This window comes from Arthrobacter sp. Soil736 (genome assembly GCF_001428005.1).
Lineage (GTDB): Bacteria > Actinomycetota > Actinomycetes > Actinomycetales > Micrococcaceae > Arthrobacter.
This window is the reverse complement of record NZ_LMSB01000012.1, coordinates 287,267-313,300: the sequence shown is the minus strand read 5'-3', so window position 1 is coordinate 313,300 and position 26,034 is coordinate 287,267. Positions and strand designations below refer to the sequence as shown.

The 26,034-nt window shown below is 66.1% G+C and carries 25 protein-coding genes and 1 tRNA gene; 12 read left to right on the top strand and 14 right to left on the bottom strand.

The features are described 5' to 3' along the window. Positions 1-17: 17 nt before the first annotated feature. From arc to ASG92_RS09800, 4 genes are all read right to left on the bottom strand, one after another. Complete coding sequence (gene arc, locus ASG92_RS09815; RefSeq protein ID WP_056627218.1) at positions 18-1,766, bottom strand: proteasome ATPase; 1,749 nt, start codon at positions 1,764-1,766, stop codon at positions 18-20. A gap of 82 nt (positions 1,767-1,848) precedes the next feature. Beyond that, positions 1,849-2,916: a tRNA (adenine-N1)-methyltransferase gene (locus ASG92_RS09810; RefSeq protein ID WP_056627216.1), complete on the bottom strand. Its 1,068-nt coding sequence runs from the start codon at positions 2,914-2,916 to the stop codon at positions 1,849-1,851. A 101-nt stretch (positions 2,917-3,017) separates the two neighbouring features. Continuing rightward, positions 3,018-4,205: a site-2 protease family protein gene (locus ASG92_RS09805; protein WP_056627214.1), complete on the bottom strand. Its 1,188-nt coding sequence runs from the start codon at positions 4,203-4,205 to the stop codon at positions 3,018-3,020. Between the two features lie 12 nt (positions 4,206-4,217). After that, a complete protein-coding gene (locus tag ASG92_RS09800) occupies positions 4,218-4,946 on the bottom strand; it encodes an HAD family phosphatase (RefSeq protein WP_056627212.1) in 729 nt (242 codons plus the stop codon). Between the two features lie 162 nt (positions 4,947-5,108). Here ASG92_RS09800 and ASG92_RS09795 point away from each other — a divergent pair, with 162 nt between their 5' ends. Next, complete coding sequence (locus ASG92_RS09795; protein WP_056627211.1) at positions 5,109-6,017, top strand: PAC2 family protein; 909 nt, start codon at positions 5,109-5,111, stop codon at positions 6,015-6,017. A gap of 53 nt (positions 6,018-6,070) precedes the next feature. Here the strand turns inward: ASG92_RS09795 and mshC are convergent, their stop codons facing one another. Both mshC and ASG92_RS09785 read right to left on the bottom strand, forming a co-directional pair. Beyond that, the gene (mshC, locus tag ASG92_RS09790) at positions 6,071-7,348 is read right to left on the bottom strand and encodes a cysteine--1-D-myo-inosityl 2-amino-2-deoxy-alpha-D-glucopyranoside ligase (RefSeq protein WP_056627209.1); all 1,278 of its coding nucleotides are present in this window, start codon (positions 7,346-7,348) and stop codon (positions 6,071-6,073) included. A 15-nt stretch (positions 7,349-7,363) separates the two neighbouring features. Further along, positions 7,364-8,197: an undecaprenyl-diphosphate phosphatase gene (locus ASG92_RS09785; RefSeq protein WP_056627208.1), complete on the bottom strand. Its 834-nt coding sequence runs from the start codon at positions 8,195-8,197 to the stop codon at positions 7,364-7,366. Between the two features lie 50 nt (positions 8,198-8,247). Here ASG92_RS09785 and ASG92_RS09780 point away from each other — a divergent pair, with 50 nt between their 5' ends. Beyond that, positions 8,248-9,183 carry an aldo/keto reductase gene (locus ASG92_RS09780; protein WP_056627206.1) on the top strand — a complete coding sequence of 312 codons (936 nt, stop codon included), beginning with the start codon at positions 8,248-8,250 and terminating at the stop codon, positions 9,181-9,183. Between the two features lie 69 nt (positions 9,184-9,252). Here the strand turns inward: ASG92_RS09780 and ASG92_RS09775 are convergent, their stop codons facing one another. Next, entirely contained in the window at positions 9,253-9,522 is a 270-nt protein-coding gene (locus tag ASG92_RS09775; protein ID WP_056627204.1) for a hypothetical protein, read from the bottom strand. Between the two features lie 39 nt (positions 9,523-9,561). On the opposite strand from ASG92_RS09775, the gene ASG92_RS09770 reads away from it, so the two are divergent. Continuing rightward, on the top strand, positions 9,562-9,795 hold the full coding sequence (locus tag ASG92_RS09770; RefSeq protein WP_056627203.1) for a DUF5703 family protein: 234 nt from the start codon (positions 9,562-9,564) through the stop codon (positions 9,793-9,795). Position 9,796: 1 nt separating this feature from the next. Here ASG92_RS09770 and ASG92_RS09765 read toward each other — a convergent pair whose 3' ends face one another. Continuing rightward, positions 9,797-10,957 carry an acyl-CoA dehydrogenase family protein gene (locus ASG92_RS09765; protein ID WP_056627201.1) on the bottom strand — a complete coding sequence of 387 codons (1,161 nt, stop codon included), beginning with the start codon at positions 10,955-10,957 and terminating at the stop codon, positions 9,797-9,799. An 8-nt stretch (positions 10,958-10,965) separates the two neighbouring features. Next, the gene (locus ASG92_RS09760; RefSeq protein WP_056627199.1) at positions 10,966-12,270 is read right to left on the bottom strand and encodes a M20/M25/M40 family metallo-hydrolase; all 1,305 of its coding nucleotides are present in this window, start codon (positions 12,268-12,270) and stop codon (positions 10,966-10,968) included. A 193-nt stretch (positions 12,271-12,463) separates the two neighbouring features. Here ASG92_RS09760 and ASG92_RS09755 point away from each other — a divergent pair. The 4 genes from ASG92_RS09755 (at position 12,464) to ASG92_RS09740 (ending at position 15,297) form a co-directional block, all read left to right on the top strand. Then, positions 12,464-12,546: transfer RNA gene (locus ASG92_RS09755), tRNA-Leu, on the top strand. 169 nt (positions 12,547-12,715) lie between these two features. Then, the gene (locus ASG92_RS09750; protein WP_056627197.1) at positions 12,716-13,381 is read left to right on the top strand and encodes a DUF3841 domain-containing protein; all 666 of its coding nucleotides are present in this window, start codon (positions 12,716-12,718) and stop codon (positions 13,379-13,381) included. Between the two features lie 116 nt (positions 13,382-13,497). Continuing rightward, the gene (locus tag ASG92_RS09745; RefSeq protein ID WP_056627195.1) at positions 13,498-14,745 is read left to right on the top strand and encodes a macrolide family glycosyltransferase; all 1,248 of its coding nucleotides are present in this window, start codon (positions 13,498-13,500) and stop codon (positions 14,743-14,745) included. A 213-nt stretch (positions 14,746-14,958) separates the two neighbouring features. Next, positions 14,959-15,297, top strand: a complete 339-nt coding sequence (locus ASG92_RS09740) for a hypothetical protein (protein ID WP_056627193.1) — start codon at positions 14,959-14,961, stop codon at positions 15,295-15,297. 30 nt (positions 15,298-15,327) lie between these two features. On the opposite strand, the gene ASG92_RS09735 is transcribed toward ASG92_RS09740, so the two are convergent. After that, on the bottom strand, positions 15,328-15,783 hold the full coding sequence (locus tag ASG92_RS09735) for a hypothetical protein (protein WP_056627192.1): 456 nt from the start codon (positions 15,781-15,783) through the stop codon (positions 15,328-15,330). A 76-nt stretch (positions 15,784-15,859) separates the two neighbouring features. Then, positions 15,860-16,324: a GatB/YqeY domain-containing protein gene (locus tag ASG92_RS09730; protein WP_056627189.1), complete on the bottom strand. Its 465-nt coding sequence runs from the start codon at positions 16,322-16,324 to the stop codon at positions 15,860-15,862. A gap of 522 nt (positions 16,325-16,846) precedes the next feature. On the opposite strand from ASG92_RS09730, the gene ASG92_RS27245 reads away from it, so the two are divergent. From ASG92_RS27245 to ASG92_RS09715, 3 genes are all read left to right on the top strand, one after another. Continuing rightward, a complete protein-coding gene (locus tag ASG92_RS27245) occupies positions 16,847-17,527 on the top strand; it encodes a polysaccharide deacetylase family protein (RefSeq protein ID WP_240987069.1) in 681 nt (226 codons plus the stop codon). A 22-nt stretch (positions 17,528-17,549) separates the two neighbouring features. Beyond that, positions 17,550-18,314, top strand: coding sequence for a M50 family metallopeptidase (locus ASG92_RS09720; RefSeq protein ID WP_056627187.1), 765 nt, complete (start codon positions 17,550-17,552; stop codon positions 18,312-18,314). Positions 18,315-18,551: 237 nt separating this feature from the next. Next, positions 18,552-19,568 (top strand): aromatic acid exporter family protein, encoded by a 1,017-nt coding sequence (locus tag ASG92_RS09715; protein ID WP_056627447.1) that lies wholly within the window; start codon positions 18,552-18,554, stop codon positions 19,566-19,568. A 21-nt stretch (positions 19,569-19,589) separates the two neighbouring features. On the opposite strand, the gene ASG92_RS09710 is transcribed toward ASG92_RS09715, so the two are convergent. From ASG92_RS09710 to ASG92_RS09700, 3 genes are read right to left on the bottom strand one after another with little or no spacing between them, the layout of a single operon-like run. Continuing rightward, positions 19,590-20,501, bottom strand: coding sequence for a MaoC/PaaZ C-terminal domain-containing protein (locus ASG92_RS09710; protein WP_056627185.1), 912 nt, complete (start codon positions 20,499-20,501; stop codon positions 19,590-19,592). Continuing rightward, on the bottom strand, positions 20,498-21,832 hold the full coding sequence (locus tag ASG92_RS09705) for a 3-oxoacyl-ACP reductase (RefSeq protein ID WP_056627183.1): 1,335 nt from the start codon (positions 21,830-21,832) through the stop codon (positions 20,498-20,500). The genes ASG92_RS09710 and ASG92_RS09705 overlap by 4 nt, the downstream gene beginning before the upstream one ends. 9 nt (positions 21,833-21,841) lie before the next feature. Then, positions 21,842-23,209, bottom strand: coding sequence for an acetyl-CoA C-acetyltransferase (locus ASG92_RS09700; protein WP_056627181.1), 1,368 nt, complete (start codon positions 23,207-23,209; stop codon positions 21,842-21,844). A 63-nt stretch (positions 23,210-23,272) separates the two neighbouring features. Between ASG92_RS09700 and ASG92_RS09695 the strand changes: the two genes are divergently transcribed. After that, positions 23,273-23,959 carry a TetR/AcrR family transcriptional regulator gene (locus tag ASG92_RS09695; protein ID WP_240987068.1) on the top strand — a complete coding sequence of 229 codons (687 nt, stop codon included), beginning with the start codon at positions 23,273-23,275 and terminating at the stop codon, positions 23,957-23,959. 34 nt (positions 23,960-23,993) lie between these two features. Further along, on the top strand, positions 23,994-26,033 hold the full coding sequence (locus ASG92_RS09690; RefSeq protein ID WP_056627177.1) for an acyl-CoA dehydrogenase: 2,040 nt from the start codon (positions 23,994-23,996) through the stop codon (positions 26,031-26,033). Position 26,034 lies beyond the last annotated feature (1 nt).

Genomic DNA, 26,034 nt, shown 5'->3' with positions numbered 1-26,034 from the left:
TGGCCCGGAACCGGCCGTCACAGGTACTGGCCCGTGTTGGGCATCGTCTCGATGGATTTGCCTGGCTCCTGCCCGGCCTTGCCCTGGACGATCGTGCGGATGTACGTAATGCGCTCACCCTTCTTGCCGGAGATGCGTGCCCAGTCATCCGGGTTTGTCGTGTTTGGCATGTCCTCGTGTTCACGGAACTCGTCGACCACCGCGCGGAGCAGATGGTCGATCCGCAGGCCCTTCTGCTGCGTGGTCAGCAAGTCCTTGATGGCATATTTCTTTGCACGGTCGACGACGTTCTGCACGACTGCGCCTGAGTTGAAGTCCTTGAAGTACAGCATCTCGGTATCGCCGTTGGCATAGGTGACCTCGAGGTACTCGTTGGACTTTTCCGTGGAGTACATGGCTTCGACGGTCCGCTGGATCATGGCATCGACGGTTGCCTGCACTTCGCCTTCGTGCTCGGCGAGGTCGTCCTCATGGAACGGGAGGTCCGGGGTGATGTACTTCCTGAAGATGTCAGCCGCCGCTTCGGCGTCCGGACGCTGGATCTTGACCTTCACGTCCAGGCGGCCCGGACGCAGGATGGCGGGGTCGATCATGTCCTCGCGGTTCGATGCGCCGATGACGATCACGTTGTCCAGCCGTTCCACTCCGTCGATTTCGCTGAGGAGCTGCGGAACGATGGTGGTTTCGACGTCGGAGGAGATGCCCGTGCCGCGGGTGCGGAACAGTGAATCCATCTCGTCGAAGAACACCACGACGGGGCTGCCGTCCGAGGCCTTCTCGCGGGCTCGGGAAAAGATCAGCCTGATGTGGCGTTCGGTTTCGCCGACGTACTTGTCGAGGAGCTCCGGTCCCTTGATGTTGAGGAAATAGCTCTTCAGGTCGATGTTGCCGGAACGTTCGGCGGCGCGGGCGGCGAGGGAATTTGCCACGGCCTTGGCGATCAGCGTCTTGCCGCAGCCGGGAGGGCCGTACAGCAGGATGCCCTTGGGCGCCTTGAGCCCGTGCTCCCGGTACAGGTCCGGGTGCAGGAACGGCAGTTCGATCGCGTCGCGGATCTGTTCGATCTGCGGACCCAGGCCGCCGATGTCTTCGTACGTGATGTCCGGAACTTCCTCGAGGACGAGGTTTTCCACCTCAGACCGCGGGACTTTTTCGAGGGCGTAGCCGGTGCGGGAATCGATGGACAGGGCATCACCCACCCGGAGCTTCTCCGCCAGGAGCGGCCCCGCAAGCCGGATGACGCGTTCCTCGTCCGCCCGGCCAAGGACCAGGGCGCGGTCCGGGCCCAGCATTTCCTTGAGCGTGACGAGTTCCCCGGCACGCTCATACCCGAGGCCGGCCACCACCAGGAGTGCCTCGTTCAGGAGGACTTCCTGGCCGACGGCAAGCTGGTTGATGTTGACCAGCGGGCTGATGCCCACCCGCATTTTCCGGCCGGCGTTGAAAATGTCCACCGATTCCTCGGTGGCGGCCTGGCCGCTGTTGCCAGCGGTGGCCTGCCGCCTCGGGTTCAGCTGGAGGATGGTGCCGAAGCTGTACGGCGGCTGACCCTCCTGGTCGAGGGCGTTCTTCAGCCTCAGGATCTCCGACTTTGCCGTCTCCAGCATCGCCACCAGCTTGGTGTTGTTCTGCGTGGCAGCCGCCAGCTGACGGTCGATATGCCGTAGCTTATCCCGGAGGATGTTGACCTGCCGGTCCGCGACAGACAGCTCGTTGGCCGCCTGCTCGGCCGGCGTAGGTACGGAGTCATTGTTCGGCGTCTCCATGATGCATCAGCCCCTTCCTGCGCTTCTCTTAAGACCATAGCCCCAAGTCGGCGGGTACTGCTGAAGACATCCGAAATACGGACTAGTTTGTGATCTCCGGATCGTCCTTGACGTTGGTGCCCGCGATGGCGTCCCGCGCCGCGCGCCGCAGTTTCTTGTCGGAAACCAGGCGTTCGCCCACTGCGCCTGGAGTCCAGGCGTTGACGTCCTCCTCGTTGAAGTCCGTTTTGGATGGGCGCCGCTTCACGGAGATTCCGGTGACACCGTCGGCGAGCCGGCGGGTCACCAGCAGGAAGCCGGTGTGCGCCACCATCCTGTGGTCGGGACGCACCGCGAGGCCCTCAAGGTGCCAGCCGCGGACCATGGATTCCCAAGCATCCGGTTCGGTGAAGCGGCCGTCCGCGCGGATGGCCTCGGCCGTGCGCGAGAGCTGGGTGACGGTGGCGACGTAGTTGATCCAGACGCCGCCCGGAGCGAGGACCGTGGCCACGGCGTCGAGGCACTCCCAGGGGGCCAGCATGTCCAGCACCACGCGGTCGATCGATCCGGGTTCTTCGCTGCGGACCACTTCCTCCTGGAAATCTCCGAGCGAGATTTTCCAGGCCGGGTGCGGGCCGCCGAAGATGGTTTCCACGTTGCCGCGGGCGATCGCGGCGAATTCCTCGCGGCGTTCGAAGGAGTGAAGGTAGCCGTGGTCGCCTACCGCGCGGAGCAGCGAGATGGAGAGCGCACCGGATCCTACGCCCGCTTCCACCACCCTGGCGCCGGGGAAGATGTCCGCCATGGTGACGATCTGGCCGGCATCCTTGGGGTAGACCACGGCGGCACCGCGGGGCATGGACAGGACGAAGTCGGACAGCAGGGGGCGCAGGGTCTGGTACTGCTGCCCCACATTGTTGACCACCACGGAGCCGTCAACCTTGCCGATGATTTCGTCGTGGTTGAGGAACCCGCGGTGGGTGTGGAAAGCTCCGCCGGCTTCAAGGCTGATCGTATTCATGCGCCCGCGCTCGTCCGTCAGCTGGACGCGTTCACCCTCGCGGAAGGGGCCCCGCCGCCGGGCAGCGCCGACCGGCTGATCCCCCGTCCCGGCTGCTCCGGCGTCGTATTGGCCAGTGCTGGTCCCGTTGGCGGCAGATTCGCTGCTCATGAATATTCCTCGCTCCTGTAAAGCTGTGTTGCCGTGCCCCGTAACGGTGCGGCAGGGGTGCGCCGTGTCTCGGCTGCCGATTTCACGACCGGCACGTAACTCTACCGGTTCTGGTCCTGCGGCCGTGTGTTTTCACGGGACGCCTTGCCTGTAATGACCGTCACCACCGCGGACTGACGCAGGAGACCTGTCACCCGGCCATTGTGGTCAATCACCGCATAGTCGTGGCCCTCCAGCTGGGCGAGGTACTGGAGCAGCTCCTGGCCCTTGGACCATTCCGGCACATATGCCCCGGCCCCGAGGACGGGGGCTACGGCGCTGGCCGGCGTGGCGGACGCCGCCGACGCCGGAACCGCCGCCAGCGCCACCGGGTCAACCACGCTGGTGGGCCTGCCGTCCGGTGCATAGAGTACGACGGCGGGCCCGCCACCCGCCGTCACCTGCAGGACGTCGGCAACGGTCGCCGATTCGGGAAGCCCGACCGCCGGTTCAGCCAGCGCTGCGGCGCTTACGAGGTGCAGCCTGCTGCGCAGGCGGCCCTGCTGGATGGAGCCGGAAGCGCCCATCCAGAGGAATCCGCACACCAGCACGGTGATGAGCAGAGTGCTGGTGTCGGGGTCGCCTCCGCGGAGCAGGGGAAGGGCAACGAACCACAGGGCCAGGGCGATGACAATGATGCGCCCACCCCAGCCCGCGGCAATGGTGCCCTTGGCATGGCTGCCGGTGACCTTCCAGACGGCGGATTCCACCAGCCTGCCGCCGTCCAGGGGCAGCCCGGGCAGCACATTGAAAATGCCGATCACGAGGTTGGCCCAGAGGAAGATGTTGGTGAGGATGTCCGCCACGCCGGTCGGGTGGACGGAAGAGACCACCAGCCAGGTCGCACCAGCCAGCGCGAAGTTCGCGGCCGGGCCTGCCAACGCCACGAGCACGGAACGCCCGGGGGTGGCCGTGAAGCTCTCGAACTGGGTGTGGCCGCCCCAGAGGTTGAGGACGATCTTCTCGCTTGGCCAGCCGTACATCTTTGCCGTCAGGGCGTGGGCCAGCTCATGGACCAGCACCGAGACCAGCAGCAGCAGGGCGTAGGCGAAAGCCACATAGTACGCTCCGGCGCCCAAGGCGGGGTTTCTTAACGCCAGCACGGGGCCGTAGGCGGCCACCGTGAACGCAGCAATGACAAACCAGGAATAGGCAAGGATGACCGGAACGCCGGCAATTCTGCCCAGCGGGATGCCCTCGCCGAGGCCGCGGCGCCGCGGCCGCTGTCCGGTTGATGCGGGATCAGACACGTGCCACGCTCCTTAGTTGACGCTGTTCAGCGTGGAGGCATGCGCACGGGACCCGTGCCGAAACGCGACCAGCTCCTCAAGGTCCGCGACGGTGCGGTTTTCCAGGGAATCCCACATGGCCCGGCGCGGATCTTCGGGCAGCGGCACGATGTGCGGAATTGCGACTGTCACCGCTCCGGACGCTATGGCCGCCGCGGCGCCGGGGGCTGAGTCCTCGAGCGCCACGCAGTGTGCCGCCGTGAGTCCAGGGTCTTGCCGCTGCAGCAGCTCCACGGCCTTGAGATACGCCTCGGGGTGCGGTTTGCCCTGCGTGACGGTGTCGCCGGTGACCAGGAACTCGAAGTAGGGCCGCGGAAGGCTCGCAACGATCTCCCGGGCCAGTGGTGTCTCTGACATGGTCACAAGGGCACAACGCACGCCGGCGGTGAAAAGTTCATCGAGCAGCTCGCGGGCACCTGGCCGCCACGGGACGTGGTTCCGCACCCGGCTGATGACCTGCGCGGTAAGCGTATCGATGATTTCCCGGACTTCCAGCTGCACGCCGGCACGCTGGAGGATGCCGGCTGAATGGACCAGCGATTGGCCCACGAGCTGCATGGCCTGCCCATGGGACCAGGTTCCGCCATGCGCCTCAACGAGACCGTGTTCGGCCTCAATCCAGTAGGGTTCGGTGTCGACGATGGTGCCGTCCATGTCCCATAAAACGGCTTTGAGCAGGGGCTGTGCGGCAGAAGATTGCATGGTCCCCAGTCTACGGGGCCACTACACTGCGCTTTCCCCGACGGGCCCCGGCCTACGCCCTCGGCGAATATCTGCGGGACTGTGCTGCGTCCCGGGCCCTTGTCTGGATCTGTGGCGGTTCATTGAATGCATCGGGAACGGTTGTGGACGTAGGGTGAAGGGATGAATAGCTTCGACGACGGAGACACCACCGAATCGGGCGACGCGCCCGAGACGGAGCAGCTGCTGCAGCCTGTTCCCGAGGGCCAGCGCATCACGGTGATGCTGGCTGCCTTCGAGGGCTGGAACGACGCCGGGGAAGCCGCCAGCGATGCACTGCGCTATCTGAATAAGCTCTGGGGCGGCAAGAAGGTCGGATCCATTGATGCCGACGAGTACTACGACTTCCAGTTCACGCGGCCCACAGTCCGGCGCACGGCTTCCGGCGAACGGAAGATCAAGTGGCCGTCCACCCGGATCTACAAGGCCAGCGCCCCCGGGACGAACGTGGACGTGATTTTCATCCAGGGAACCGAACCGTCGTATAAATGGCGGGCCTATACGGCAGAGCTGCTGGTTCATGCCGAAGCCCTCCACGTGGACTACGTGATCCTGGTGGGGGCACTGCTCGCGGATGTGCCGCACAGCCGGCCCATCCCGGTCAGCACATCAACGGACGACAGCGCCCTGCGCGAGCGGCTGAACCTGGAAGCCTCGCAGTACGAAGGGCCGGTGGGCATCGTGGGCGTCCTCTCCGAGGTGTCCCTTCTTGCGGGCATTCCCACCGTGTCCCTCTGGGCTGCGGTGCCCCACTATGTGGCGCAGGCTCCGTCGCCCAAGGCCCAGCTCGCCCTCCTGCACCGCATCGAGGAACTGCTGCAGGTACCGCTCGATACCCATGAGCTGGCCGAGGAGTCCGATGCCTGGGAACGCGGCGTCAACGAGCTGGCCACCGAAGACCCGGAAATCGCGGCATATGTGCGGCAGTTGGAGGAAGCGAAAGACACCGCCGACCTTCCCGAGGCCAGCGGCGAGTCCATTGCCCGGGAATTCGAGCGCTACCTCAAGCGCAGGGGTAAGGACAAGCCTTAGGGCCCCGCGCGGCAGGTCATTCCGCTTGATGCGGCCGCGCCGCGGGTTTCGCCTTAGAGCTCGACGCCGAGCAGCGAGTTGACGGCATCACTCACCAGTGCCCGGTCCGCGGCCGACGCCGCATCCCCGCCTGCCAGCGCCAGCGCTGCCCAGCTGTCCACGGCTGCCAGGGCAGCGGGCGCGTCAAGGTCGTCGGACAGCGCCGCGCGCATGTCCGTTATAAGGGCTGCTGCCGACCCGGCGGGCGCCGCTGCCAGCGCCGCGCGCCAGTGTCCGAGCCGTTCCTTGGCCTCCGCAAATCCTTCGGCCGTCCAGGACCAGTCCGAGCGGTAATGGTGTGCCAGGATGGCCAGCCGGATGGCTGCCGGTTCCTCTCCTGCGGCCCGCAGCTTCGACACCAGGACGAGGTTGCCCTTGGACTTGCTCATCTTTTCGCCGTCCAGGCCAACCATTCCGGCATGGGCAAAGTGCTCCGCCAAAGGCACTCCGGACAGTGAGTAGGCATGGCCGGCGCCCATTTCGTGGTGCGGGAAGACGAGGTCTGAGCCGCCGCCCTGCACCGTAAACGGCGCCGGAAGGTACCTCTGGGCTATCACCGTGCACTCGATGTGCCAGCCGGGCCGCCCCTCCCCCAGCTGCCCGCCATCCCAGCGGGGTTCGCCGTCGCGCGCAACGCGCCAAAGGAGAGGATCCAGGGCCTGGCGCTTGCCGGCACGGCCGGGATCGCCGCCGCGCTCCGCGAACAGCTCAAGCATCTCGGACTCCGGCAGGCCGGAAACCGCGCCCAGCGTCCAGGCGTCGACGGTGACGGCATGCTTGCCGGCCGCCTCGACGTCGTAATATACGTCCCCGTCAGGCTCGCCCGGGGTTCCGGTGACACGGTACGCCAGTCCGTCCTGGAGGAGATGCTCGATGGCGGGGACGATCAGCGGCATCGACTCGACAGCGCCGACGTAGTGGTCGGGTGCCAGCACGTTCAGCGCTTCCATGTCGGTCTGGAACAGCTCAATCTGGCTGGCCGCGAGTTCGCGCCAGTCAACGCCGGTTGCGGCCGCGCGTTCAAGCAGCGGGTCATCGACGTCCGTGACGTTCTGGACGTAGGAAACCCGCTGGCCGCCGTCCCGCCAGGCCCGGTTCAGCAGGTCGAAGGCGACGTAGCTGGCAGCGTGACCCATATGGGTGGCGTCATACGGGGTGATGCCGCAGACGTACATCGACTGCTCGCCGTCGGCCTGGAGTGTCACGACGCCGCCGGCGACCGTGTCGTAGAGCCGGAGGGCGGGCATTGTGCCCGGCAGTTCAGGAACGGGGCGGGATATCCAGGACTTCACAGCCCAAGCCTAGTGCTACGCGCTGATGACATTGAAACCGAGCAGCAGGTACAGCGCCAGACCGAGAAAGATGCGGTACCAGACAAACAGCTGGTAGCTGCGCGTGGAAATGAACTTCAGGAACCAGCCGATGATGACGTATCCGACAGCGAAGGCAATGAGCGTGGCCAGGGCCGTCTCGGGCAGGCCGTAGGGTCCGCTGACTCCGTCCTTGGACACCACTTTGAACAGCTGGTAGAGGCCGCTGCCGAACACGGCGGGAATGGCCAGAAGGAATGAGTACCGGGCAGCGGCCTCCCGTGTGTAACCCATGAGGAGGCCGGCCGTGATGGTGCCGCCGGAGCGGGACACGCCGGGAATCAGGGCCATCGCCTGGGCAAATCCGTACAGGATGCCGTGTTTGTACGTCAGGTGTGTCAGGTCCCGTTTCTGCTTTCCGACCGCGTCCGCCACCGCCAGGATAAGGCCGAACACAATGAGGGTGGTGGCCACGATCCACAGGCTGCGCAGCACGGATTCGATCTGGTCCTGGAACAGCAGGCCCAGGACGATGATCGGCAGGCTGCCAAGGATCACAAGCCAACCCATCCGCGCGTCGGGGTCCTGGCGGGACACGCGCCCCGCCAGGGATCCGGACCAGGCCTTGACGATGCGGACAATGTCGCGCCAGAAGTAGACGATCACTGCCGTTTCGGTACCGAGTTGGGTGATCGCCGTGAAGGCTGCCCCGGGGTCCGCCGCATTCGGCAGGAAGGACCCCACGATCCTGAGGTGGGCGCTTGATGAAATAGGGAGGAATTCGGTCAGTCCCTGCACAAGACCCAGCAGGGCCGCTTCAATCCAGTTCACGCTAAGACCCTACGTCATGTTGCTGGTGGTTTCCCCGTAAGCTTGCTGCTATGCAGCAGCGTTACATCGGCAACAGCGGGCTACGATCATCGGCCCTGTCCCTCGGCACCATGACATGGGCCCGCGAAACGGATGACCAGGATGCCTCGGAACTGCTGCGGACTTTCGTGGATGCGGGCGGCACGCTCGTTGATACAGCGGCCTCATACTCGGACGGGCAGGCGGAAGCCTTGCTGGGTGCCTTGCTCGGCGACGTCGTCTCCCGCACGGAAGTGGTCATCTCCACCAAAGCGGGTGTGTCGCCGTCGGACGGACGGCAGAAAGTGGACGCTTCGCGGAACGCGATGCTCTCCGGGCTCGACGCCAGCCTCGCCCGGCTGGGGACGGACTATGTCGACATCTGGTTCGCCCAGGCGTGGGACCCCAATGTTCCCCTGGATGAGACCCTTTCGGCGCTGGAGTTCGCGGTCCGCAGCGGCCGTGCCCGCTATGCGGGCATCTCCAACTACAACGGCTGGCAGACTGCCAAGGCCGCGGCCGTGGCGGGGTTCCCGCTCGTGGCCAACCAGTCGGAGTATTCGCTGGTGCGCAGGAATGCCGAGGCCGAGCTGATCCCCGCGGTCGAGGATGCCGGGCTCGGGCTGATGGCCTGGGCCCCGCTGGGGCGCGGCGTCCTGACCGGGAAGTACCGCGGGCATGTCCCCGCCGACTCACGGGCTGCCGGAACCAGGTTTGCCACCTATGTGGAACCGTACCTGGAACAGCCGGCGTCGCGCGTCGTGGAGGCCGTTGCCATGGCCGCCCGCGGCCTGGGCAGGTCGTCCCTGGATGTGGCGCTCAGCTGGCTGCTCACGCGGCACGGCGTGGCCACCGCCGTCGTGGGCGCCCGGACGCCGGTGCAACTCAAGGAGATCCTGGATTCACAGCTGACGCCGCTGCCCGCGGAGATTGCCCGGGCGCTCGAGGACGTCTCCAGCAGCTCCTGAGTCCCCCAGGATCTGCTCAGCGCCAGGACTTCGTTTAGTCCTCAGGACCTGGTCAGTTCCAGGACCGGGTCAGTCCTCCAGGATCTCGAGGTCCTCGTCGTCGTCCACTTCGCCGTCTTCGTCTTCGTCGTCTTCCTCGTCATCGAACACCTGTAGCGGCGTCACTTCGTTGTAGGCCTCATAGAGGGCGTCCTCGTAGACTTCGAAGGCATCAGCAACTGCAAAAAAAGCGGCTTCTACGGAGGGGTCACCATCGCCCCGGCGTGTTGAAGCTGCAACAAGATGTTCTTCCAAAGCGGCGGTCAAGGACTGAAGCGCGACACGCGGATCGATGCTCATGCCTTCACGTTAGCGGGAAAAGGACGAAAATGGAGAGCAATGAAGGAACATTTTCTGACCAGCTCCGTCCTGCGGGAACGGGACTACGTGAGGCAGTACGAGTACCTGGTACTGACGGTCAGTCCTGACGATTCACTGCTCGAAGCACGCCGCCGCCTGGTCGAACATTCGGAGTACGGCAAGTGGGAATTGGAGCGCAGCCGGCTGTACGTGGGCGGCGGCAGGCGTTTCTGGCTGCGGCGCCGGGTCACGCAGGTGCAGCGCACCGTATAGCCTAGTCCTCGAGCGGGCCGAGCCACGCGTTCGCGACCGTGTTGTGCGCAGACTCGTCGTCCGAGGGATGGAACATTCCGGCGAGCACGTCACGGTAGAGCCGCTCGAGCTCGGAACCGCGGAAGTAGCTGGAGCCTCCGGAGACCCGGATGGCCAGGTCCACCACGGTCCGCGCCGTTTCCGTTGCACGCACTTTGAGTCCGACGAGCTTGGGGAACCACAGGCTTCCGTGGTCCACCAGCTGGTCAACATCCCTGGCCACCTCCGCGAGCTGGGGGTAGAGCGCCTCCATCGCCATGGCGGCTTCCGCCACCTTCCACCGGATGTCCGGATCCTGGGCGAGGCTGCGTCCCCCGTACTTGAAGGAAGTCCTGCGCCTGGCAGCCTCCACGCCCAGGACAAGAGCGCGCTCGCCGATGCCGGCATAGACGCCGGCCAGAAGCGTCTCGAAGCACGCGAAGATGGCGAAGATCAGCGGATCAGCGTTGGGCCCCACGGGCAGTTTCCGGAAAATGCGGTCCGCCGGCACCTCGGCACCGTCCAGCACGGTGGTGTTGGACTGGCTGGCGCGCATTCCCAGGGTGTTCCAGTCATCGAGGATCCTGTACCCCGCGGCGCCGCGCTCCATGAACCCGTGCACCAGTTCGCCGTCGCCGCCGCGGGCAGCGCTGTCCTTGCCGAAGATCCCCAGCCGGGTCCAGGCCGGCGAGAGGCTCGTGAAGATCTTCGTGCCGGTGAACGAGTAGCCGCCGTCCGGCTGTGGCCTCGCTTCCGTCAGGGAATCGAAGAGGACGGAGTCGTTGCCGGCCTCGGAGTTCCCGAAGGCGAAGATCTCCCCGGCGGCTGCCTCGCGCAGCACGAAGTCGAGCGACGCGTCGCCCCGTGCGGCCAGGACGCTCGCCACCCCGGTCCAGACCAGGTGCATGTTGACGGCAAGCGCGGTGGCCGGGGCCGCCGTCGCAAGCCGCCGCTGGCACCTGGCCGCCGCTTCGAGACCGAAGCCCGATCCGCCGTCGGACACCGGAACAAAAAGCTTCAGGTAGCCGGCAGCGGCGAGCTCCGCGAGATCCTCGGAGAAGAAGGCATTCCTCTCGTCGTAGCCTGCGGCCCTCCCGCGGATGCGTTCGAGCAGGTCGTCGGGCAGCAGCTGTTCGGGGTCCACGGGACGGCTCAGTAGTTGGTGAGCAGGGTGTTCAGGACCCGTGCGCCGAACTTCAGCGAGTCGGCCGGGACCCGCTCGTCCACGCCGTGGAACATACCCGTGAAGTCCAGATCGTCCGGCAACTGGAGCGGGGCGAAGCCGTACCCGGTGATGCCCAGCTTGCTGAGGGCCTTGTTGTCGGTTCCGCCGGACAGCGTGTACGGCAGGACCTTGGCCCCGGGGTCCTCCGAGTGCAGGGCATCGATCATGGAATCCACGAGGTTGCCGGAGAAGGGCACCTCGAGGGAGACGTCCTGGTGCACGTAGCTGACGTCCACGCCGCTGCCGGCAAGCTCCCGCACAATCTCCAGGACCTGCTCCTGCTGGCCGGGGAGGGTCCGGCAGTCCACCAGGGCCTCGGCTGATTCGGGGATGACGTTGTGCTTGTAGCCGCCCCTCAGGAGGGTCGGGTTGGAGGTGTTCTGCAGGGTGGCGCCGACAAAGCGGGCCACTGTGCCCAATTCCTTCAGCAGCCGCTCCGGATTGTCCGGATCGAACTCGACGCCGGTGAGCTCCGTGACGCCGTCGAGGAACTGACGCGTGGTGGCCGTCAGCTCGATGGGCCATTGGTACTCACCGATTCGGGTCACGGCGCCGGCGAGGCGGGTGATGGCGTTGTCCGTGCTGATCTGCGAGCCGTGGCCTGCCCTGCCGTGGGCAACGAGCCGCAGCCACGAAATGCCCTTCTCCGCCGTCTGGAGGAGATAGGTCCGCTGCCCGCCGATGGTGGCGGAGAACCCGCCCACCTCCGAGATCGCCTCCGTGGCCCCTTCGAAGAGCTCCGGGCGGTGCTTGACGGCGAACTGGGAACCGTGGACGCCGCCGGCCTCTTCATCGGCAAAGAAGGCAAAGACGATGTCCCTCTTGGGCTTGCGGCCTGTCCGGGCGAAGTCCCGCAGAACAGACAGGATCATGGCGTCCATGTCCTTCATGTCCACGGCGCCCCGGCCCCAGATCAGCCCGTCCTTCAGCTCGGCGCCAAATGGATCCACCGACCATTGCTCCCGAAGCGCCGGGACGACATCCAGATGCCCGTGCACCACCAGTGCGCTTGCGGAGGGGTCCTCCCCCGCCAGCCGCGTGACCACGCTTGCCCGGCCTGGCTCCGATTCGAAGATTTCCGCCTCCAGCCCAACCTCGGAGATCAGGCCTGCCGTGTACTCGGCCGCTGCCCGTTCGCCCGGCCCGGAACCGTCGCCGTAGTTGGACGAGTCGATGCGGATGAGCTCCTGGCAGATAGTGACGACTTCATCCTCTGGCCGGATCTGAGACATTGATCACTCCTTGGATCGTGGGGAATGCGGATTCATGCGGGCAGTGGCGGGTTTTGGCCGCCGGAACGCGTAGGTTCAGCCTACCCAGTCGGCCCGATTCCATGTTTGCCCAAAGTTCGTGTTAGAGTTTTTCTCGCTGCTTCGGAGAGATGCGAAACGCTGAAAGGCGGAACGGGTCCCCGAATTACCACCTGCGCGGGTGGCGGAATGGCAGACGCGCTAGCTTGAGGTGCTAGTCCTCGAAAGGGGGTGGGGGTTCAAGTCCCCCTCCGCGCACAAAGGGAAAAGCCCCTGGAATCCAAGGATTCCAGGGGCTTTTTCGTGTCCATAACCTTGGCATGCGGTTCCTCCTGGGATAGGTCATTGCGCGTCATGTGTGTGCGGCGACGCCGAGCCGTCTACCGGTGGGCCAGCGAATGTCCGTGCTCTCAGCGATGATGTTGCAGTGCCTGCATTTCCGATCATCAAAGCCCGCCCCGCCGACGCCGCCCCACGGGGGCGCATGGGCTACGACATATCCGCGGACCGTCTCCTGCTGCACACGATCCAGACTGAGGAAGCTTTCGAGGGACTCCTGTCGGACGGCGTACTCGTGCCGGACATATCCCGTGCTGAGCCGCTGCATGCCGACGCTTACGACTGGATGTTCCGGCAGATGGCGGCACGGCTGCCTACCGCAGGTGACGGGGCCATCTGGCTCTGGGCTCAGATCAGGCGCCGGGAGCTGGTGGAGCTTTGCAGGCTCTCCTCGGGGGAAGTTCTGCTGACGTGCAGGGTTCCGCGGAAACGGGTGCTGCTCTCGCATTTTGGTGACTGGCATTCAGTTCTGAACCGGACCCCCCATGTCCTTGAGCTCCCGGGCGAGAGCGACGAAGATTACGGCGCCCGGCTGGACTGCATCTTCGACGACGTCGATGCCCGGATCCTCGCGGCCGGGGTACCGCGGGATGCGGGATACAGGCACTGGCCGGTGGCCCTGCGGACCGAACTTGAGCAGAGCTGGGAGTTTGTCCTGGAGCCGGTCAACTACGGGCGGTACGAATCCTGGCAGGCCACCGTGCACTGCCTCCGCGAGGACGATGTCGTCGAAGCGGTCAGGATTGAGCGCTGAACAGACTCATGGCCATCCGAACGGTGCATACGTACCATGATTGAAGGCCCGGAATCCGGTGCGGTTGGCTTCGCCGGTGGACGGGGTTGTCCCTGCCTGGCGGAGGAGCAGCGCTGATGCATTTCGCCTTTATTTGTCTGCCCGCCGCGGGCCATGTGAATCCGACACTGCCGGTAGCTGCCGAGCTTGTCCGGCGCGGCCACCGTGTCACGTATGCAACCTCGGCGAAGTATGCGGAGGCTGTTGAGTCTGCCGGCGCCGCCTTTTTTGAGAGTGGAGAGGACCTGGCCGCGCAGTTTCCCCGTTCCGGCAGCCCAGCTGAAGGCGGCGGCGCGGCGTCTCCACGGGCGGGGATGCTGGCGGGACTGGCATCGGGGATGATGTCTGGTCTGCTGGAGCGGCTACTGGAGCGGGCGAGGGAGGAATTCCCCGCCCTGTTGGCCGTACTGGCCGCGGACCGGCCGGACGCGGTGTGCTACGACGCCATGACCCTGGCCGGGAAGATGGTCGCGATGAAGCTTGCCCTGCCCGACATCGCGTTGCTGCCGAGCTATGCCACCAACGAACATTTCTCCATGCGGGAGCTGATGCCGGCCCGTGCGCCGGAGGAAATGCTGGCAGCCTGGAAACAGGTCCGCCGGCTGATCGATGATTTCGCAGCCGAGCAGGGCCTGGACCATTTCAACTTCATGGAAGGACCGCCGGCCTCGTTGAATATCTGCTTCATCCCAAGGGAGTTCCAACCCGCGGGCGACACCTTTGACGCCAGCTTCCACTTTGTGGGACCTTGCCTGGGCCAAAGAGCCATCGAGGAGGCCTGGCAGCCCGGCAGGAAGGACAGGCCGCTGCTATTCATTTCGCTGGGAACCACACCCCTGAATGACCGCCCGGACTTCTTCCGGATGTGCCTGGAGGCATTCGCCGGCACCCCGTGGCAGGTGGCCATGGCCATCGGCGACCGCATCGGGATGTCCGAACTGGGGGAAATACCGGACAACGTTGACGCCCGCGCGTTCTTTCCGCAGCTGGATGTCCTGCGCCATGCCGACGTGTTCCTCTCGCACACGGGGATGAATTCCACCATGGAGGCGCTGTACTTTGGAGTGCCTCTGGTGGCCTTTCCACTGCAGCCGGAACAGGAAGCCAATGCACGCCGCGTCGAGGACCTGGGGCTGGGACGCCGCCTCCCCGCAGAAGCGCTCTCCCCCACCCTGATCCGCACGGTCATCGCCCAAGTCAGTGACGACCAAGAAATCCGGCGCAACCTAGGGACCATGAGCCAACGCGTCCGCGGAGCCGGAGGACCGGCCGCAGCCGTTGACGCCATCGAACACTACCTGCACCGCGAGTCGCCTCAGGCATAGCTGGTTCCTCGAAGCCTTCTGGATATCCCCTGCGACAATCCACGCCGGGCCTCCGTCGATCGTTGCCGGCACCAGCTCGCCGGACGAGGAGCCGAACAGCTCTGTGGCCCAGTGCCGGTCCGCGGAGACCTGCGGATCGGTAGCGCGGGGCCCGGGCGGGGGCCTCCGTTAACAGCCCTGGAGCTCCGCCGGCAGCGGGCTTAGGGTGGTGCCATGGCTGATGCGTATTCCTCTCTTATTGAAGCGTTCAAGAACGTTGGGGTGGCCAGAGCCTACGGCGCTCCGGTCAGGCTCGGCGACGGCGAGGAGTTCGTGCCCGTCGCCCTGGTTTCGTTCGGCTTCGGCGGAGGCAGCGACGCCGAACCGGACGGCGGAGGCGCTTCGGGCGGAGGCGGCGGTGGAGTAGTTTTCCCGCTCGGCGTTTACAGCCGCGGCAGCCGGGGCAACCCGGTGTTCCGGCCCAACACGATTGCCCTGCTGGCCGGCCTCGTCCCCTTGGTCTGCGCAACGGGGTTTGCGGTTCGCGGAGCTCTTCGCGCCCTCCGTTCGTAGCCGCGCTGGCCAGCCTGCTGGTGGCAGAGGTCACGGGCCGGGGTTGAAGGGAAGCCGGGCCCCGCGGTCGAACGGCAGGACGCCCTGGGCCGGTGTCATCGTGAACCAGTGGTGATTCTGTTCGGTGGCGTAGATGAGGACCCGCCGCGTCGTCTCCAGCGGATCGCCGTCCGGATACGGTTCGCCCCCGGTGCAGGTCGGCGGCATCGAGACAATGCGCAGGGGGCCGGGACCCGGCTGACCCTTCAACACCGACTCCACTTCCACCACATGGGCCCGGGCAGCGTAGCCGTAGATGGCTGATTCCCCGTCACGGCGAACGGACCTTCCGATGACCACCAGCTCGGCCGCGTCAAACTGCGCCTGTGGAGTCTCAAACCAGACCCAGTCAACACAAACTTCCGCGCCCGCACCGGGCAACAAGCCGCAACCGGCGGCCGCCGACACCACCAGCCCGACCGCTACGAGACGCGCAGTCCGCTTCATACCCTGAAGCTATCCCGCACGGCCAGCGCGGTCCAGACCCGGCCATGTCGAAGGCTCCGGGCGAGGCAACTCCGGGCTAGGCGAGGCGGCTCCGCACGATCTCGCTGACGGCTTTGCCGTCGAAACGTCCGGCAACCCTGGCGGTGACGGGCTTCATCACCTCGCCCATGTGCCGGACGGACAGCTCCACGCCGTCGGCCTTCAGGGCTTCGATCGCCTCGTCAACGATGGTTTCCACTTCGGCTGCGGTCAGCGGCTGTGGCAGGTACGCCTGGATGACCTCGGCTTCTGCCAATTCAGCGGCGGCACGTTCCTCCTGGCCGGCGTCCTTGTAGACGCGGGCAGTGTCATGGCGCTGTGCCGCTTCCTTCTGCAGGAGGGCGGTCACCTGGGCATCGTCCAGTTCTATGGGTGTCTTGCCTGACTTCTCGCGCGTTTCGATCTCGCCCAGGACATTGCGCACCGTGGTGAGCGCCACCCTGTTGCCGTCCTTCATGTGGATAACAACGTCAGCGTGCAGGCGTTCTTTCAGCGTGCCCATGATCTCGTCCTTTCGGTAGCTCTTAATACTTCAATGGTGTACCCCTGCACTCGTTCTCACTAGGACCCGCAGCCTCGGCAGTCACGTCTCTGGAAATCGGCTTACCACCACTCTCGGTTCCACCCGCATGCCGCAGCCAGACGGGCCGAAGATTCCGGTTATGGTTGTCAAGGTTTGGGGCTGCTACCCCGCCCGGGGAGGAATAAACAAATGGAACCGCACGGCCGAAATCTTCGGAGCGCGAAAATAGGCCGCCGGCTTTTTACGCTTGCCTCAGTAGCCGTGGCCCTCAGCGGCTGCGGTCCTGCGAACCGAAGCGAAGGGACGGGAAGCACAGCGGCATCGACGGTGGCCGCACCAGTCACAGACGCTCCGGCAAAACCTCCGACGGCGACCCTGCCTGCTGCTCTGCGTCCCCTGCCGGATCCCCAGGCGGCAGGCTCGTCCCTCCCGCCGGAGACCCGGCGGCCGCCCCGCCCGGCTCCCAGCCGCCTGCCCGCGGCGCCGACCAGAGGCCGCATCGTGGCTGACTTCACCGGCAAAGCCCCGGGGACGTGGGGCCTCCATGTGCCGGGGACTGCCGCGAACCTCACGGGCGGCGGACGCACGATCGCCCTGACCTTTGACTGCTGTGGAGGTCCAGGCGGGAACGGCGTTGACCAAGAACTCATCGACACGCTGCAGCGCACGGGGACCCGGGCCACGTTCTTCCTCAATTTCCGCTGGATCCAGGCAAATCCCGGAGTCGCCAAGTCCTTGGCGGAAAACCCTCTTTTCGAGATCGGCAACCACGGCACCAAACATATTCCGCTCTCGGTTTGCGGCCGCAGCGCTTACGGAATCCAAGGCACCGCCAGCGCGGCAGAGGTCTACGACGAAGTCATGGTCAACCAGGCTGCACTGCACCGGCTCACCGGCAAGCCCGCCCGGTACTTCCGTCCGGGAACCGCCTACCTCGACGAGGTCTCCGCCGCCATCGTGAGGGAACTCGGGCTGATCCCTGTGTCATTCAGCATCAACGGCGACGGCGGCGCGACCTACCCTGCCCCTGTTGTTTTTGGCGAAGTCGCTGCGGCCAAGCCCGGGGACATCATTATTGCCCATGCCAACCAACCCGGCGGCGGAACGGCAGCAGGAGTCGCACAGGCTTTGACCGCCCTCCAAGCGGCCGGCCTCAGACCGGGACGACTCAACCTGAAGTAGTCCGGCGGTAGCCTAGAGTCCTATGGTTTACTTCGAAGCAGCCGCACCGTCCCTCCCGCAACTATGGTGGGACCGCGTGGCTTCCGGCTTCGCCCAGTCCGACATTCCCGCGGTATCTGTCACCGAACTCCTGGCCGTCGTCGTAATTGCCGTAATTCTCTCGGTCCCGCGCGCAACCTGGCGGTACTTCGGGCTGTTCGCGACAGTAACCCACGAACTGGGGCACGCTTTTGCCGCCCTCACGAGTGGCCAGCGGCTCGGCGGCATCCAGCTGCGACTCAACCATTCCGGCACCACCACCTCCTACACCCGAGGCCGGTTCGCCGCGGTGTGGTCGGGGTTCTGGGGGTATCCCGTTCCCGGCATGACGGGTGCCGCGCTCGTATGGTCCGGCTTCACCGGGTGGGGGCCTGCTGCCATGTCCGCCGGGCTGCTGATTCTGCTGGCGGCGCTAATGTTCGTCCGCAACGTCGCGGGCGTGTTCATCCTCCTGGCGGCGGTACTTGCATCGGCCACCATGATCATCACGGTCCCCGCTGCCTTTACCGGGCACGTGGCCATCGTCCTGGGGCTGGCGCTGCTCGTGGCCTCAGTGCGTGACCTGGCCAAGCTCACCAATGTCCACCTCCGCCGCCGCGACCAGTTGCGGACGTCCGACGCCTACATCCTCTACCGCGCCACCGCGGTGCCCTCGGGCGTCTGGATCGTGCTCTTCGCCACACTGGTGGGGGCTTCATGGTTAGTGGCCTGGCAGCCGATCTCGAAGGTTCTTGCCGCAGCGACATAGGCTGGGTCAATGACCGAGAACCGGGGAAGAAGTGGCCCCGGGACACGGCGCCTCCTGAACACAGTCTCACCCGGCTCCGGGGTTGAGGGTTAGTCCACTTGCCTCACACGGGCGGCGGTCCTACTGTGGGGCCGGATGAGCACCTCGAAGCAGGACACAACGGCCCGGGAACCGCTGCCCCGGAAACTCTGGCGGGTCACTGCAGGAAGGGTGGCCCGTGCCCGCGCCGCACCGCGGATGCAACTGGCCGCCAAAGCCGGCCTGGCCGCGGGCCTCGCGTTCCTGATCGCTCCGCTGATGCCGGGCGCCGCGGCGCAGTATCCGTACTATGCTCCACTTGGTGCGCTGGTGGCCATGTACGAAAACGTCGCCGGCTCCATGCGGCAAGGTTTGCAAACGCTCGTGGGACTGGCGGCGGGCATCGGCCTTGCCTTCCTCCTGATCAGCTTCGGCGCCACTCCCCTCACCGTGGGCGTTGTGATGGCCCTCGGTGTCCTGCTGGCCGGGCTACCCCGTCTGGGCGCCGGCCGGGACTGGATCCCGACGGCGGCGCTGCTGGTCCTGCTCGTGGGCGGACACAACCCCGACGACTTCTCGTTCGGATACCTGCTCCAGATGGGCGTGGGCGTGGCGGTGGGCATCGTGGTGAACATGGTCGTATTCCCGCCCCTCCACTTCAATGCAGCCGCCCTGAGCCTGGCTGAACTCCGTCTCGCGCTGGCCCGCCAGCTGTCAGACATGGGAGAGGCGATGCACGAAAAATGGCCGCCGGAGCACCAGGAGTGGTCCCGCAGGTCCGAAGAACTGGCCGGATCGGCCAGGGCCGTCCGCGCCGCCGTCGAAAAAGCCGATGCCAGCAGGGAGGCCAACCCCCGCCGCCGTTTCCATCCCCGCGATGTGAACCTGGACTACCGTAACGTCCGGGACCTGGAGCGCGTCACCTTCCACATCCAGGACATGACCGAGGTGCTGACTGACGTGATCTGGAGCAAGGACATGCCCTTCACCATCCCGCTGCCGTACAGCGAGCCGCTGGCGGAAGCCCTGACGGCAGTCAGCGAAGTGCTCCGCTCTGCGGAGGAGGACGACGCCGGCCGGCAGGCTGAGCTGCTGAGTGCGGCCCGCGCCGCAGTCGATGCCCTCGAAGTCCGCATCACCTCCGAGGACGTCGACGCAGACGCACCCGGCGCCGCGGAATCCATCATGCTGAGCCTGCACCGGATACTGCGCGTTGCCCGTACGGACGGCCGGTGAGCCGGCCGTCCGCGGACGGAACTACAGCGCCGTCACGGATCCGCTGAAGTGCTTCCGGCCGGACCGCGGGCTCCAGGCCACGTAGTCGGAACGCAGCCAGGCCGCGCCCTCCGTCTGCGCCGTGGAGATGTCCAGAGCCACCTTCGCGGGAAGGAACACCGGCGCCTCGAAACTGACCTCCCAGCGGAAAGCCTCGCCCTTGGCGGCACCGACGTCCGCCAGCGCCCTGGACGCGAGGTACATGCCGTGCGCAATTGAACGGCGCAGGCCCAGAGCCTTGGCGGAAAGCACGCTGAGGTGGATGGGATTGAAGTCTCCCGAAACTGCAGCATACGCACGCCCCGCGTCGACCCCGAGCTGCCAGAGCGCAGTGGGATCCGGTGCCTTGAACACCGCAGGTTGCACGGCGGCCGCGGCCTTATCGATTCCGGGCAGGAAAACACCCTTCGCCAGATACGTCGAGACGCCACGCCAGCGGACCGTTGCTTCGCCGGGCCCGCGGACCTCGGCCACGATGTCCAGTTGAGTTCCGGCGCGGTGCGCCCGAAGGTTTTCGGTCCAGGCCGTAATATCCACCGGTTCGGTAAACCTCACGGGGCTGCGATGCTCAACGACATTGCGCAGATGGATCATTCCAAGGAGTGGCAACGGAAAGTCGTCACGGTTCATGACGCTCATGGCCACCGGGAACGCCAGCGCATGGATGAAACCGGCGGGCAGAATATCACTGGCACTTTCACCCAGGAGGTGCTGATAGGCCGTGAGATTTCCGACGTCGGCCAGGACTCCCCTGACTTCGTGGCTTACCAGGGGCAGGGCCGTGCTGTTATGGGAACCCAGGATCCGGCGCCGGGCAGCCGCGGCGGCCGCATTCACGTACAGCTTCGAGAGGGACGGCATCTCTCCCAGGATGACGGGCTGGGCGCTGCTCATGCTCCCACCATGTTTTGTCCGCACACCCGAAGCACTTCTCCGGAAATGCCGCCGGCAGCGTCGCTGGCGAGGAAGGCAATGGCCTCGGCAACGTCCTGGGGGCGCCCGCCCTGCTGCAGGGAATTCAGCCGCCGCGCGATCTCACGCATGGCGAACGGCATGCGGGCGGTCATCTCCGTTTCGATGAAGCCCGGCGCCACGGCGTTGACCGAACCGCCGTGCCTGGCCAACAAAGGCGCCGTGGCTCGAACCATGCCCATCACCCCGCCTTTGGAGGCAGCATAATTCGTCTGGCCACGGTTGCCGGCGATACCGCTGGTGGAAGCAACGGACACGATGCGAGGCGAGGAACGGAAATGCTCGGAAGCCAGGAGGGCGTCGTTGATGCGAAGCTGGGCGGCGATGTTCACGTCGATCACAGAGCTCCAGCGGGAGTGGTCCATGTTGACGAGCAGCTTGTCCCTGGTGATGCCCGCGTTGTGGACCACAATGTCCAGGCGCCCGTGGCGGCCGACAGCATGGTCAATGATCCTGGCGCCGGCATTGTCCCGGGTGATGTCCAGCTGCAGGGCTGTTCCTCTCACCTCATTGGCGACCTCGGCCAGGTGGTCCCCTGCGGCCGGGATATCGACCGCCACCACCGTCGCGCCGTCCCGGTGGAGCGTCCGGGCAATCGCGGCACCGATCCCGCGCGCGGCACCCGTCACGACGGCGACCTTTCCTGCGAGCGGTGTGTCGACGTCGTCGGGAAGCTTGCCGTCCGAAGAACCGACCCGCACGAACTGGCCGTCCACGAATGCGGACCGCGCGGAAAGGAAGAACCGGAGCGCCCCCAGCGCTCCCGGCGCCGTGGCGCCGACCCCGTCAGCCAGAAGAATGCCGTTGCCCGTGGCACCGGCACGGAGCTCCTTGGCCAGCGAGCGGAGCAGCCCGTCGACACCCTGCCGGGCGGCCGCAGCGGCCGGAGTGCCGCCGGGCTCGCGCGAAACGGTGACGACCCGTCCGTTCGGAGCAAGGTCCCGCAAGGAGGGCGCCGCCCTCAGGACCGGCTCCTCAAGGTCGCTTGGCTTTTCGAGTTCGTCGAGGACCAGCACGATCCCGCCGAGCTTTTCCCGGGGGACGGCATGGCGCCGGACGTCCAGGTCCCACGCAAGAAGATCGGTCGCCAGCGCATCTGCTCCCGTGCTCGAACCCACAACCAGCAGCGGGCCGTTGACCAGGGGTTGGCCGGGTTCATAGCGCCGGAGCAAGGCCGGCTGCGGGAGCCCGAGTTTCTTCGCAACATCCCGGCCGACGCCCTTGCTGACCAGCCGCGTGTAAGTGTCTGTCATGAGAATCCCCTAGTGTGCTTCGAGCAGTGCGACGACTCCCTGGCCGCCAGCGGCGCAGATGGAGACCAGGCCGAGGGCGGGACGCCCGTCGGCGGCGCCCTTCTCGTGCAGCATCTTGGCGAGCGACGCCACGATGCGTCCGCCGGTAGCGGCGAACGGGTGGCCCGCGGCGAGCGACGAGCCGTTGACGTTCAGCCTGGAACGGTCCACCTTCCCGAACGCTCCTTCCAGCCCCAGCCTGGTCCGTCCGAATTCCTCGTCTTCCCAGGCGGCCAGCGTGCTCAGCACAGTACCGGCAAACGCCTCGTGGATCTCGAAGTAGTCGATGTCATCCAGCGTCAGGCCGTTGCGCGCCAGCAGACGCGGCACGGCCAAGGCCGGAGCCATCAGGAGACCGTCCTTGCCGTGCACAAAATCCACGGCGGCGGCCTCGCCGTCAAGAATTGTGGCGAGCTTGGGCAGGTCGTGCTGGTCCGCCCACTCCTCCGACGCAAGCAGCACGGTGGAAGCGCCGTCGGTCAACGGAGTGGAATTGCCTGCGGTCATGGTGGCCTCGGATCCAAGATTCCGGCCGAAGACCGGCTTCAGCGACGCCAGCTTGTCGAGGCTGGTATCGGCCCTGAGGTTGGAGTCCCTGGTGAGCCCGCGGTACGGAGTGAGGAGGTCATCGAAGAACCCGGCGTCGTAGGCGGCCGCCAGGTTGCGGTGACTGTTGTAGGCCAGTTCGTCCTGGGCCTCACGCGTGATCTTCCACTGGGCAGTGGTCAGTGCCTGGTGCTCCCCCATGGACAGGCCTGTGCGTGGCTCGCCTGTATTCGGCGCGTCCGGCGCCAGATCCTTGGGACGCAGGCGGGCGAGGATCTGCAGGCGCTGCGGCAGCGACTTGGCCCGGCTGAGGTCGAGCAGGATTTCCCGCAGTCCCTCGCTGACGGCGATCGGTGCGTCGGAGGCCGAGTCGACACCGCCGGCGATGGCGGACTCAATCTGTCCGAGCTTGATCTTGTTGGCCAGGCCCAGCACCGTTTCCAGTCCCGTGGCGCAGGCCTGCTGGAGGTCGTAGGCCGGTGTTTCCGCAGAGAGCGCAGAACCCAGCACGGCCTCACGGGTCAGGTTGAAATCCCGCGAGTGCTTCAGCACTGCGCCGGCGGCAACTTCGCCGATGCGCTCGTCCTGCAGCCCGAAGCGGGCGATCAGTCCGTCCAGGGCGGCCGTGAGCATGTCCTGGTTGGACGACTTGGTGTAGGCCCCGCCCGTCCGGGCGAACGGAATCCTGTTACCGCCCACCACCACGGCGCGGCGTACGGCCTGTGCGGATGAAGCGGCCCGCGACACAGCGGGCTCCTCGGGTCCATTTACTGACTGTCCGTCGATGGACATGCGGTGTCTCCTTAGGTCCGGGGCGAGTTATCGATACCCAGCGTACCTGATACGCTGGGTATCGTGAATACGAGGCAGACTGATGGAGACCCCCTGTCCGGAACCGCGGCCGTCGATGGCCGTGCTTCCAGGTGGCAGTCCCACCGCGAGGAGCGCCGGCGCGAGCTCATCAAGTCTGCCCGGCGGGCTGTTCACGCTCTGGGCAGCGATGCCTCCATGGAGGACATCGCCACGGCGGCCGGCACGTCCAAGTCGGTCTTCTACCGGTACTTCGGTGACAAGGCCGGGCTGCAGCAGGCCGTGGGTGAAGTGGTGCTCAGCCAGATGCAGCGCCGCATCCGGGAAGCGGCCCAAAGCGCCCAGACCCCGCGTGAAGGGCTGTTCGCCATGGTCTCCGCGTACCTCCAGATGGCCGAGACCAGCCCCAACGTCTATACCTTCGTGACCCGCTATTCAGCGGCAGATCCCGACGGCGGCCCCGCCGCCATTGCCACGGCCGGCGCGCTGGGGCACTTCTTCGACTCCATCGCGGACATGATCGCCCGGCCCATGCGCGCGCACCTCGGCGAGGGCAAGGAAGCGGTGATCGGCTACTGGCCGAACGCGGCGATCGGACTGGTCCGCAATGCGGGCGAACAATGGCTGGCCAGCCCGGACTCCCCTGCGAAGCCGGACCAGGAGACCATGGCCCGCCAGATCACCGCCTGGTTGTGTGTGGGCATCGCACCCGAACTTACCGACGTTCAGTAACCCTCAAATTGTCAGAACCAACGAAGGAAAAGACATGACTGAAGTAGCGGACCGCCCTACGGGCACATCCTCCCGTCCCGCCCCGGCAGGACAGCCCGCCGTCGACGTCGCCGCGCTGGGTGAGCAGCTGCTCGGCAAATGGGCAGACGTCCGACGCCAGGCACGCGTGCTTGCCGGCCGCCCGGAACTGCACAAGACGGAAGGCCTCACCCATACCGAACACCGGCAGCGCACGTTCGGCCAGCTTCGCTACCTCGTGGACAACGACGCCGTCCACCGCGCCTTCCCGGCGGCCCTCGGCGGCTCGGACGACCACGGCGGCAACATTGCAGGCTTCGAGGAACTGGTCACTGCCGACCCGTCCCTGCAGATCAAGGCCGGCGTGCAGTGGGGCCTCTTCGGTTCCGCCGTGATGCACCTGGGCACGGGCGAGCACCAATCGAAGTGGCTGCCGGGCATTATGAACCTGGACATCCCGGGGTGCTTCGCCATGACGGAGACAGGACACGGCTCGGATGTCGCCAGCATCGCCACCACCGCCACCTTCGATGCCGGCACACAGGAATTCGTTATCAACACACCATTCCGTGCGGCTTGGAAGGACTACATCGGCAACGCCGCCATTGACGGCCTTGGCGCCGTGGTGTTCGCCCAGCTGGTCACACGCGGCGTGAACCACGGGGTCCATGCCTTCTATGTCGATCTCCGTGATCCCGACACGAAGGAATTCCTGCCCGGGATAGGCGGCGAGGACGACGGCGTCAAGGGCGGCCTGAACGGGATCGACAACGGGCGCCTGCACTTCAGCAATGTCCGGGTCCCCCGCACCAACCTGCTGAACCGCTACGGCGATGTGGACGCCGCCGGGAACTACAGCTCCCCGATCGCCAGCCCCGGCCGGCGCTTCTTCACCATGCTGGGCACCCTCGTCCAGGGCCGGGTCAGCCTCGACGGCGCTGCTGTGGCCGCCTCCAAGCTCGCACTCAAGACTGCCATCACCTACGCCACCGAGCGCCGCCAGTTCAACGCCTCGTCCGCCACCGAAGAAGAGGTCCTCCTCGACTACCAGCGGCACCAGCGCCGGCTCTTCACCCGTCTGGCAACCACCTACGCTGCCGCGTTCGCCCACGAGCAGCTGCTGCACAAGTTCGATGATGTCTTCTCCGGCGCGCACGACACTGATGAGGACCGGCAGGACCTGGAGACCCTGGCCGCTGCCCTCAAGCCGCTCAGCACCTGGCACGCCCTCGACACCCTGCAGGAGTGCCGTGAGGCCTGCGGCGGCGCCGGGTTCCTGATCGAAAACCGCTTCGCGTCGCTCCGTGCCGACCTCGACGTCTATGTCACTTTCGAGGGCGACAACACGGTCCTTCTCCAGCTGGTGGCCAAGCGGCTGCTTGCCGACTACGCCAAGGAATTCCGCAGTGTCAGGTTCGGGGTCCTCGCGCGCTACGTGGTCAACCAGGCGGCAGGAACCGCGGTCCACCGGACCGGGCTCCGGGGAGTGGCACAGTTCGTCGCCGATAACGGGCTCCCCCAGAAGGCAGCAATTGCCCTGCGCGATGAGGAAGGCCAGCGGGCGCTGCTGACAGACCGGGTGCAGACGATGGTTGCCGAGGCCGGAGCTGCCCTCAAGGGCGCCAACAAGCTGCCGCAGGCCCAGGCTGCTTCAGTGTTCAACCAGCACCAGGACGAACTTATCGATGCAGCCAAGGCCCACGCCGAACTGCTGCAGTGGGAAGCATTCACGGAGGCACTCGGCAAGGTCACGGACCCGGGTACCAAGACCGTCCTCACGTGGCTCAGGGACCTGTTCGGACTGTCCCTGATCGAGAAGAACCTGTCCTGGTACCTCATGAACGGCAGGCTCTCCATGCAGCGCGGGCGCACCGTGGGCGAGTACATCAACCGGCTGCTGACCAAGATCCGCCCGCATGCGCTGGATCTGGTGGACGCTTTCGGTTACGGCCCGGAGCACCTGCGTGCCGCGATCGCCACCGGCGCGGAAAAGGTGCGCCAAGATGAGGCCCGCGAATACTACCACGCGCGGCGGGCAAGCGGACAGGGCCGGTAGC

Bases quoted from the DNA above. Each gene is read 5' to 3' on its own strand.
- ASG92_RS09730 (WP_056627189.1), bottom strand. From the start codon at position 16,324: ATGGGCACGCTGAAAGAACGCCTGCACGCTGACGTTGTTATCCACATG.
- ASG92_RS09760 (WP_056627199.1), bottom strand. From the start codon at position 12,270: ATGTCTCAGATCCGGCCAGAGGATGAAGTCGTCACTATCTGCCAGGAG.
- ASG92_RS09705 (WP_056627183.1), bottom strand. From the start codon at position 21,832: ATGACAGACACTTACACGCGGCTGGTCAGCAAGGGCGTCGGCCGGGAT.
- ASG92_RS09800 (WP_056627212.1), bottom strand. From the start codon at position 4,946: ATGCAATCTTCTGCCGCACAGCCCCTGCTCAAAGCCGTTTTATGGGAC.
- ASG92_RS09715 (WP_056627447.1), top strand. From the start codon at position 18,552: ATGCAACTGGCCGCCAAAGCCGGCCTGGCCGCGGGCCTCGCGTTCCTG.
- ASG92_RS09735 (WP_056627192.1), bottom strand. From the start codon at position 15,783: ATGAAGCGGACTGCGCGTCTCGTAGCGGTCGGGCTGGTGGTGTCGGCG.
- ASG92_RS09770 (WP_056627203.1), top strand. From the start codon at position 9,562: ATGAAGGAACATTTTCTGACCAGCTCCGTCCTGCGGGAACGGGACTAC.
- ASG92_RS09740 (WP_056627193.1), top strand. From the start codon at position 14,959: ATGGCTGATGCGTATTCCTCTCTTATTGAAGCGTTCAAGAACGTTGGG.
- ASG92_RS09780 (WP_056627206.1), top strand. From the start codon at position 8,248: ATGCAGCAGCGTTACATCGGCAACAGCGGGCTACGATCATCGGCCCTG.
- arc (WP_056627218.1), bottom strand. From the start codon at position 1,766: ATGGAGACGCCGAACAATGACTCCGTACCTACGCCGGCCGAGCAGGCG.
- ASG92_RS09745 (WP_056627195.1), top strand. From the start codon at position 13,498: ATGCATTTCGCCTTTATTTGTCTGCCCGCCGCGGGCCATGTGAATCCG.
- ASG92_RS09700 (WP_056627181.1), bottom strand. From the start codon at position 23,209: ATGTCCATCGACGGACAGTCAGTAAATGGACCCGAGGAGCCCGCTGTG.
- ASG92_RS09795 (WP_056627211.1), top strand. From the start codon at position 5,109: ATGAATAGCTTCGACGACGGAGACACCACCGAATCGGGCGACGCGCCC.
- ASG92_RS09720 (WP_056627187.1), top strand. From the start codon at position 17,550: ATGGTTTACTTCGAAGCAGCCGCACCGTCCCTCCCGCAACTATGGTGG.
- ASG92_RS09775 (WP_056627204.1), bottom strand. From the start codon at position 9,522: ATGAGCATCGATCCGCGTGTCGCGCTTCAGTCCTTGACCGCCGCTTTG.
- ASG92_RS09690 (WP_056627177.1), top strand. From the start codon at position 23,994: ATGACTGAAGTAGCGGACCGCCCTACGGGCACATCCTCCCGTCCCGCC.
- ASG92_RS09810 (WP_056627216.1), bottom strand. From the start codon at position 2,916: ATGAGCAGCGAATCTGCCGCCAACGGGACCAGCACTGGCCAATACGAC.
- ASG92_RS09710 (WP_056627185.1), bottom strand. From the start codon at position 20,501: ATGAGCAGCGCCCAGCCCGTCATCCTGGGAGAGATGCCGTCCCTCTCG.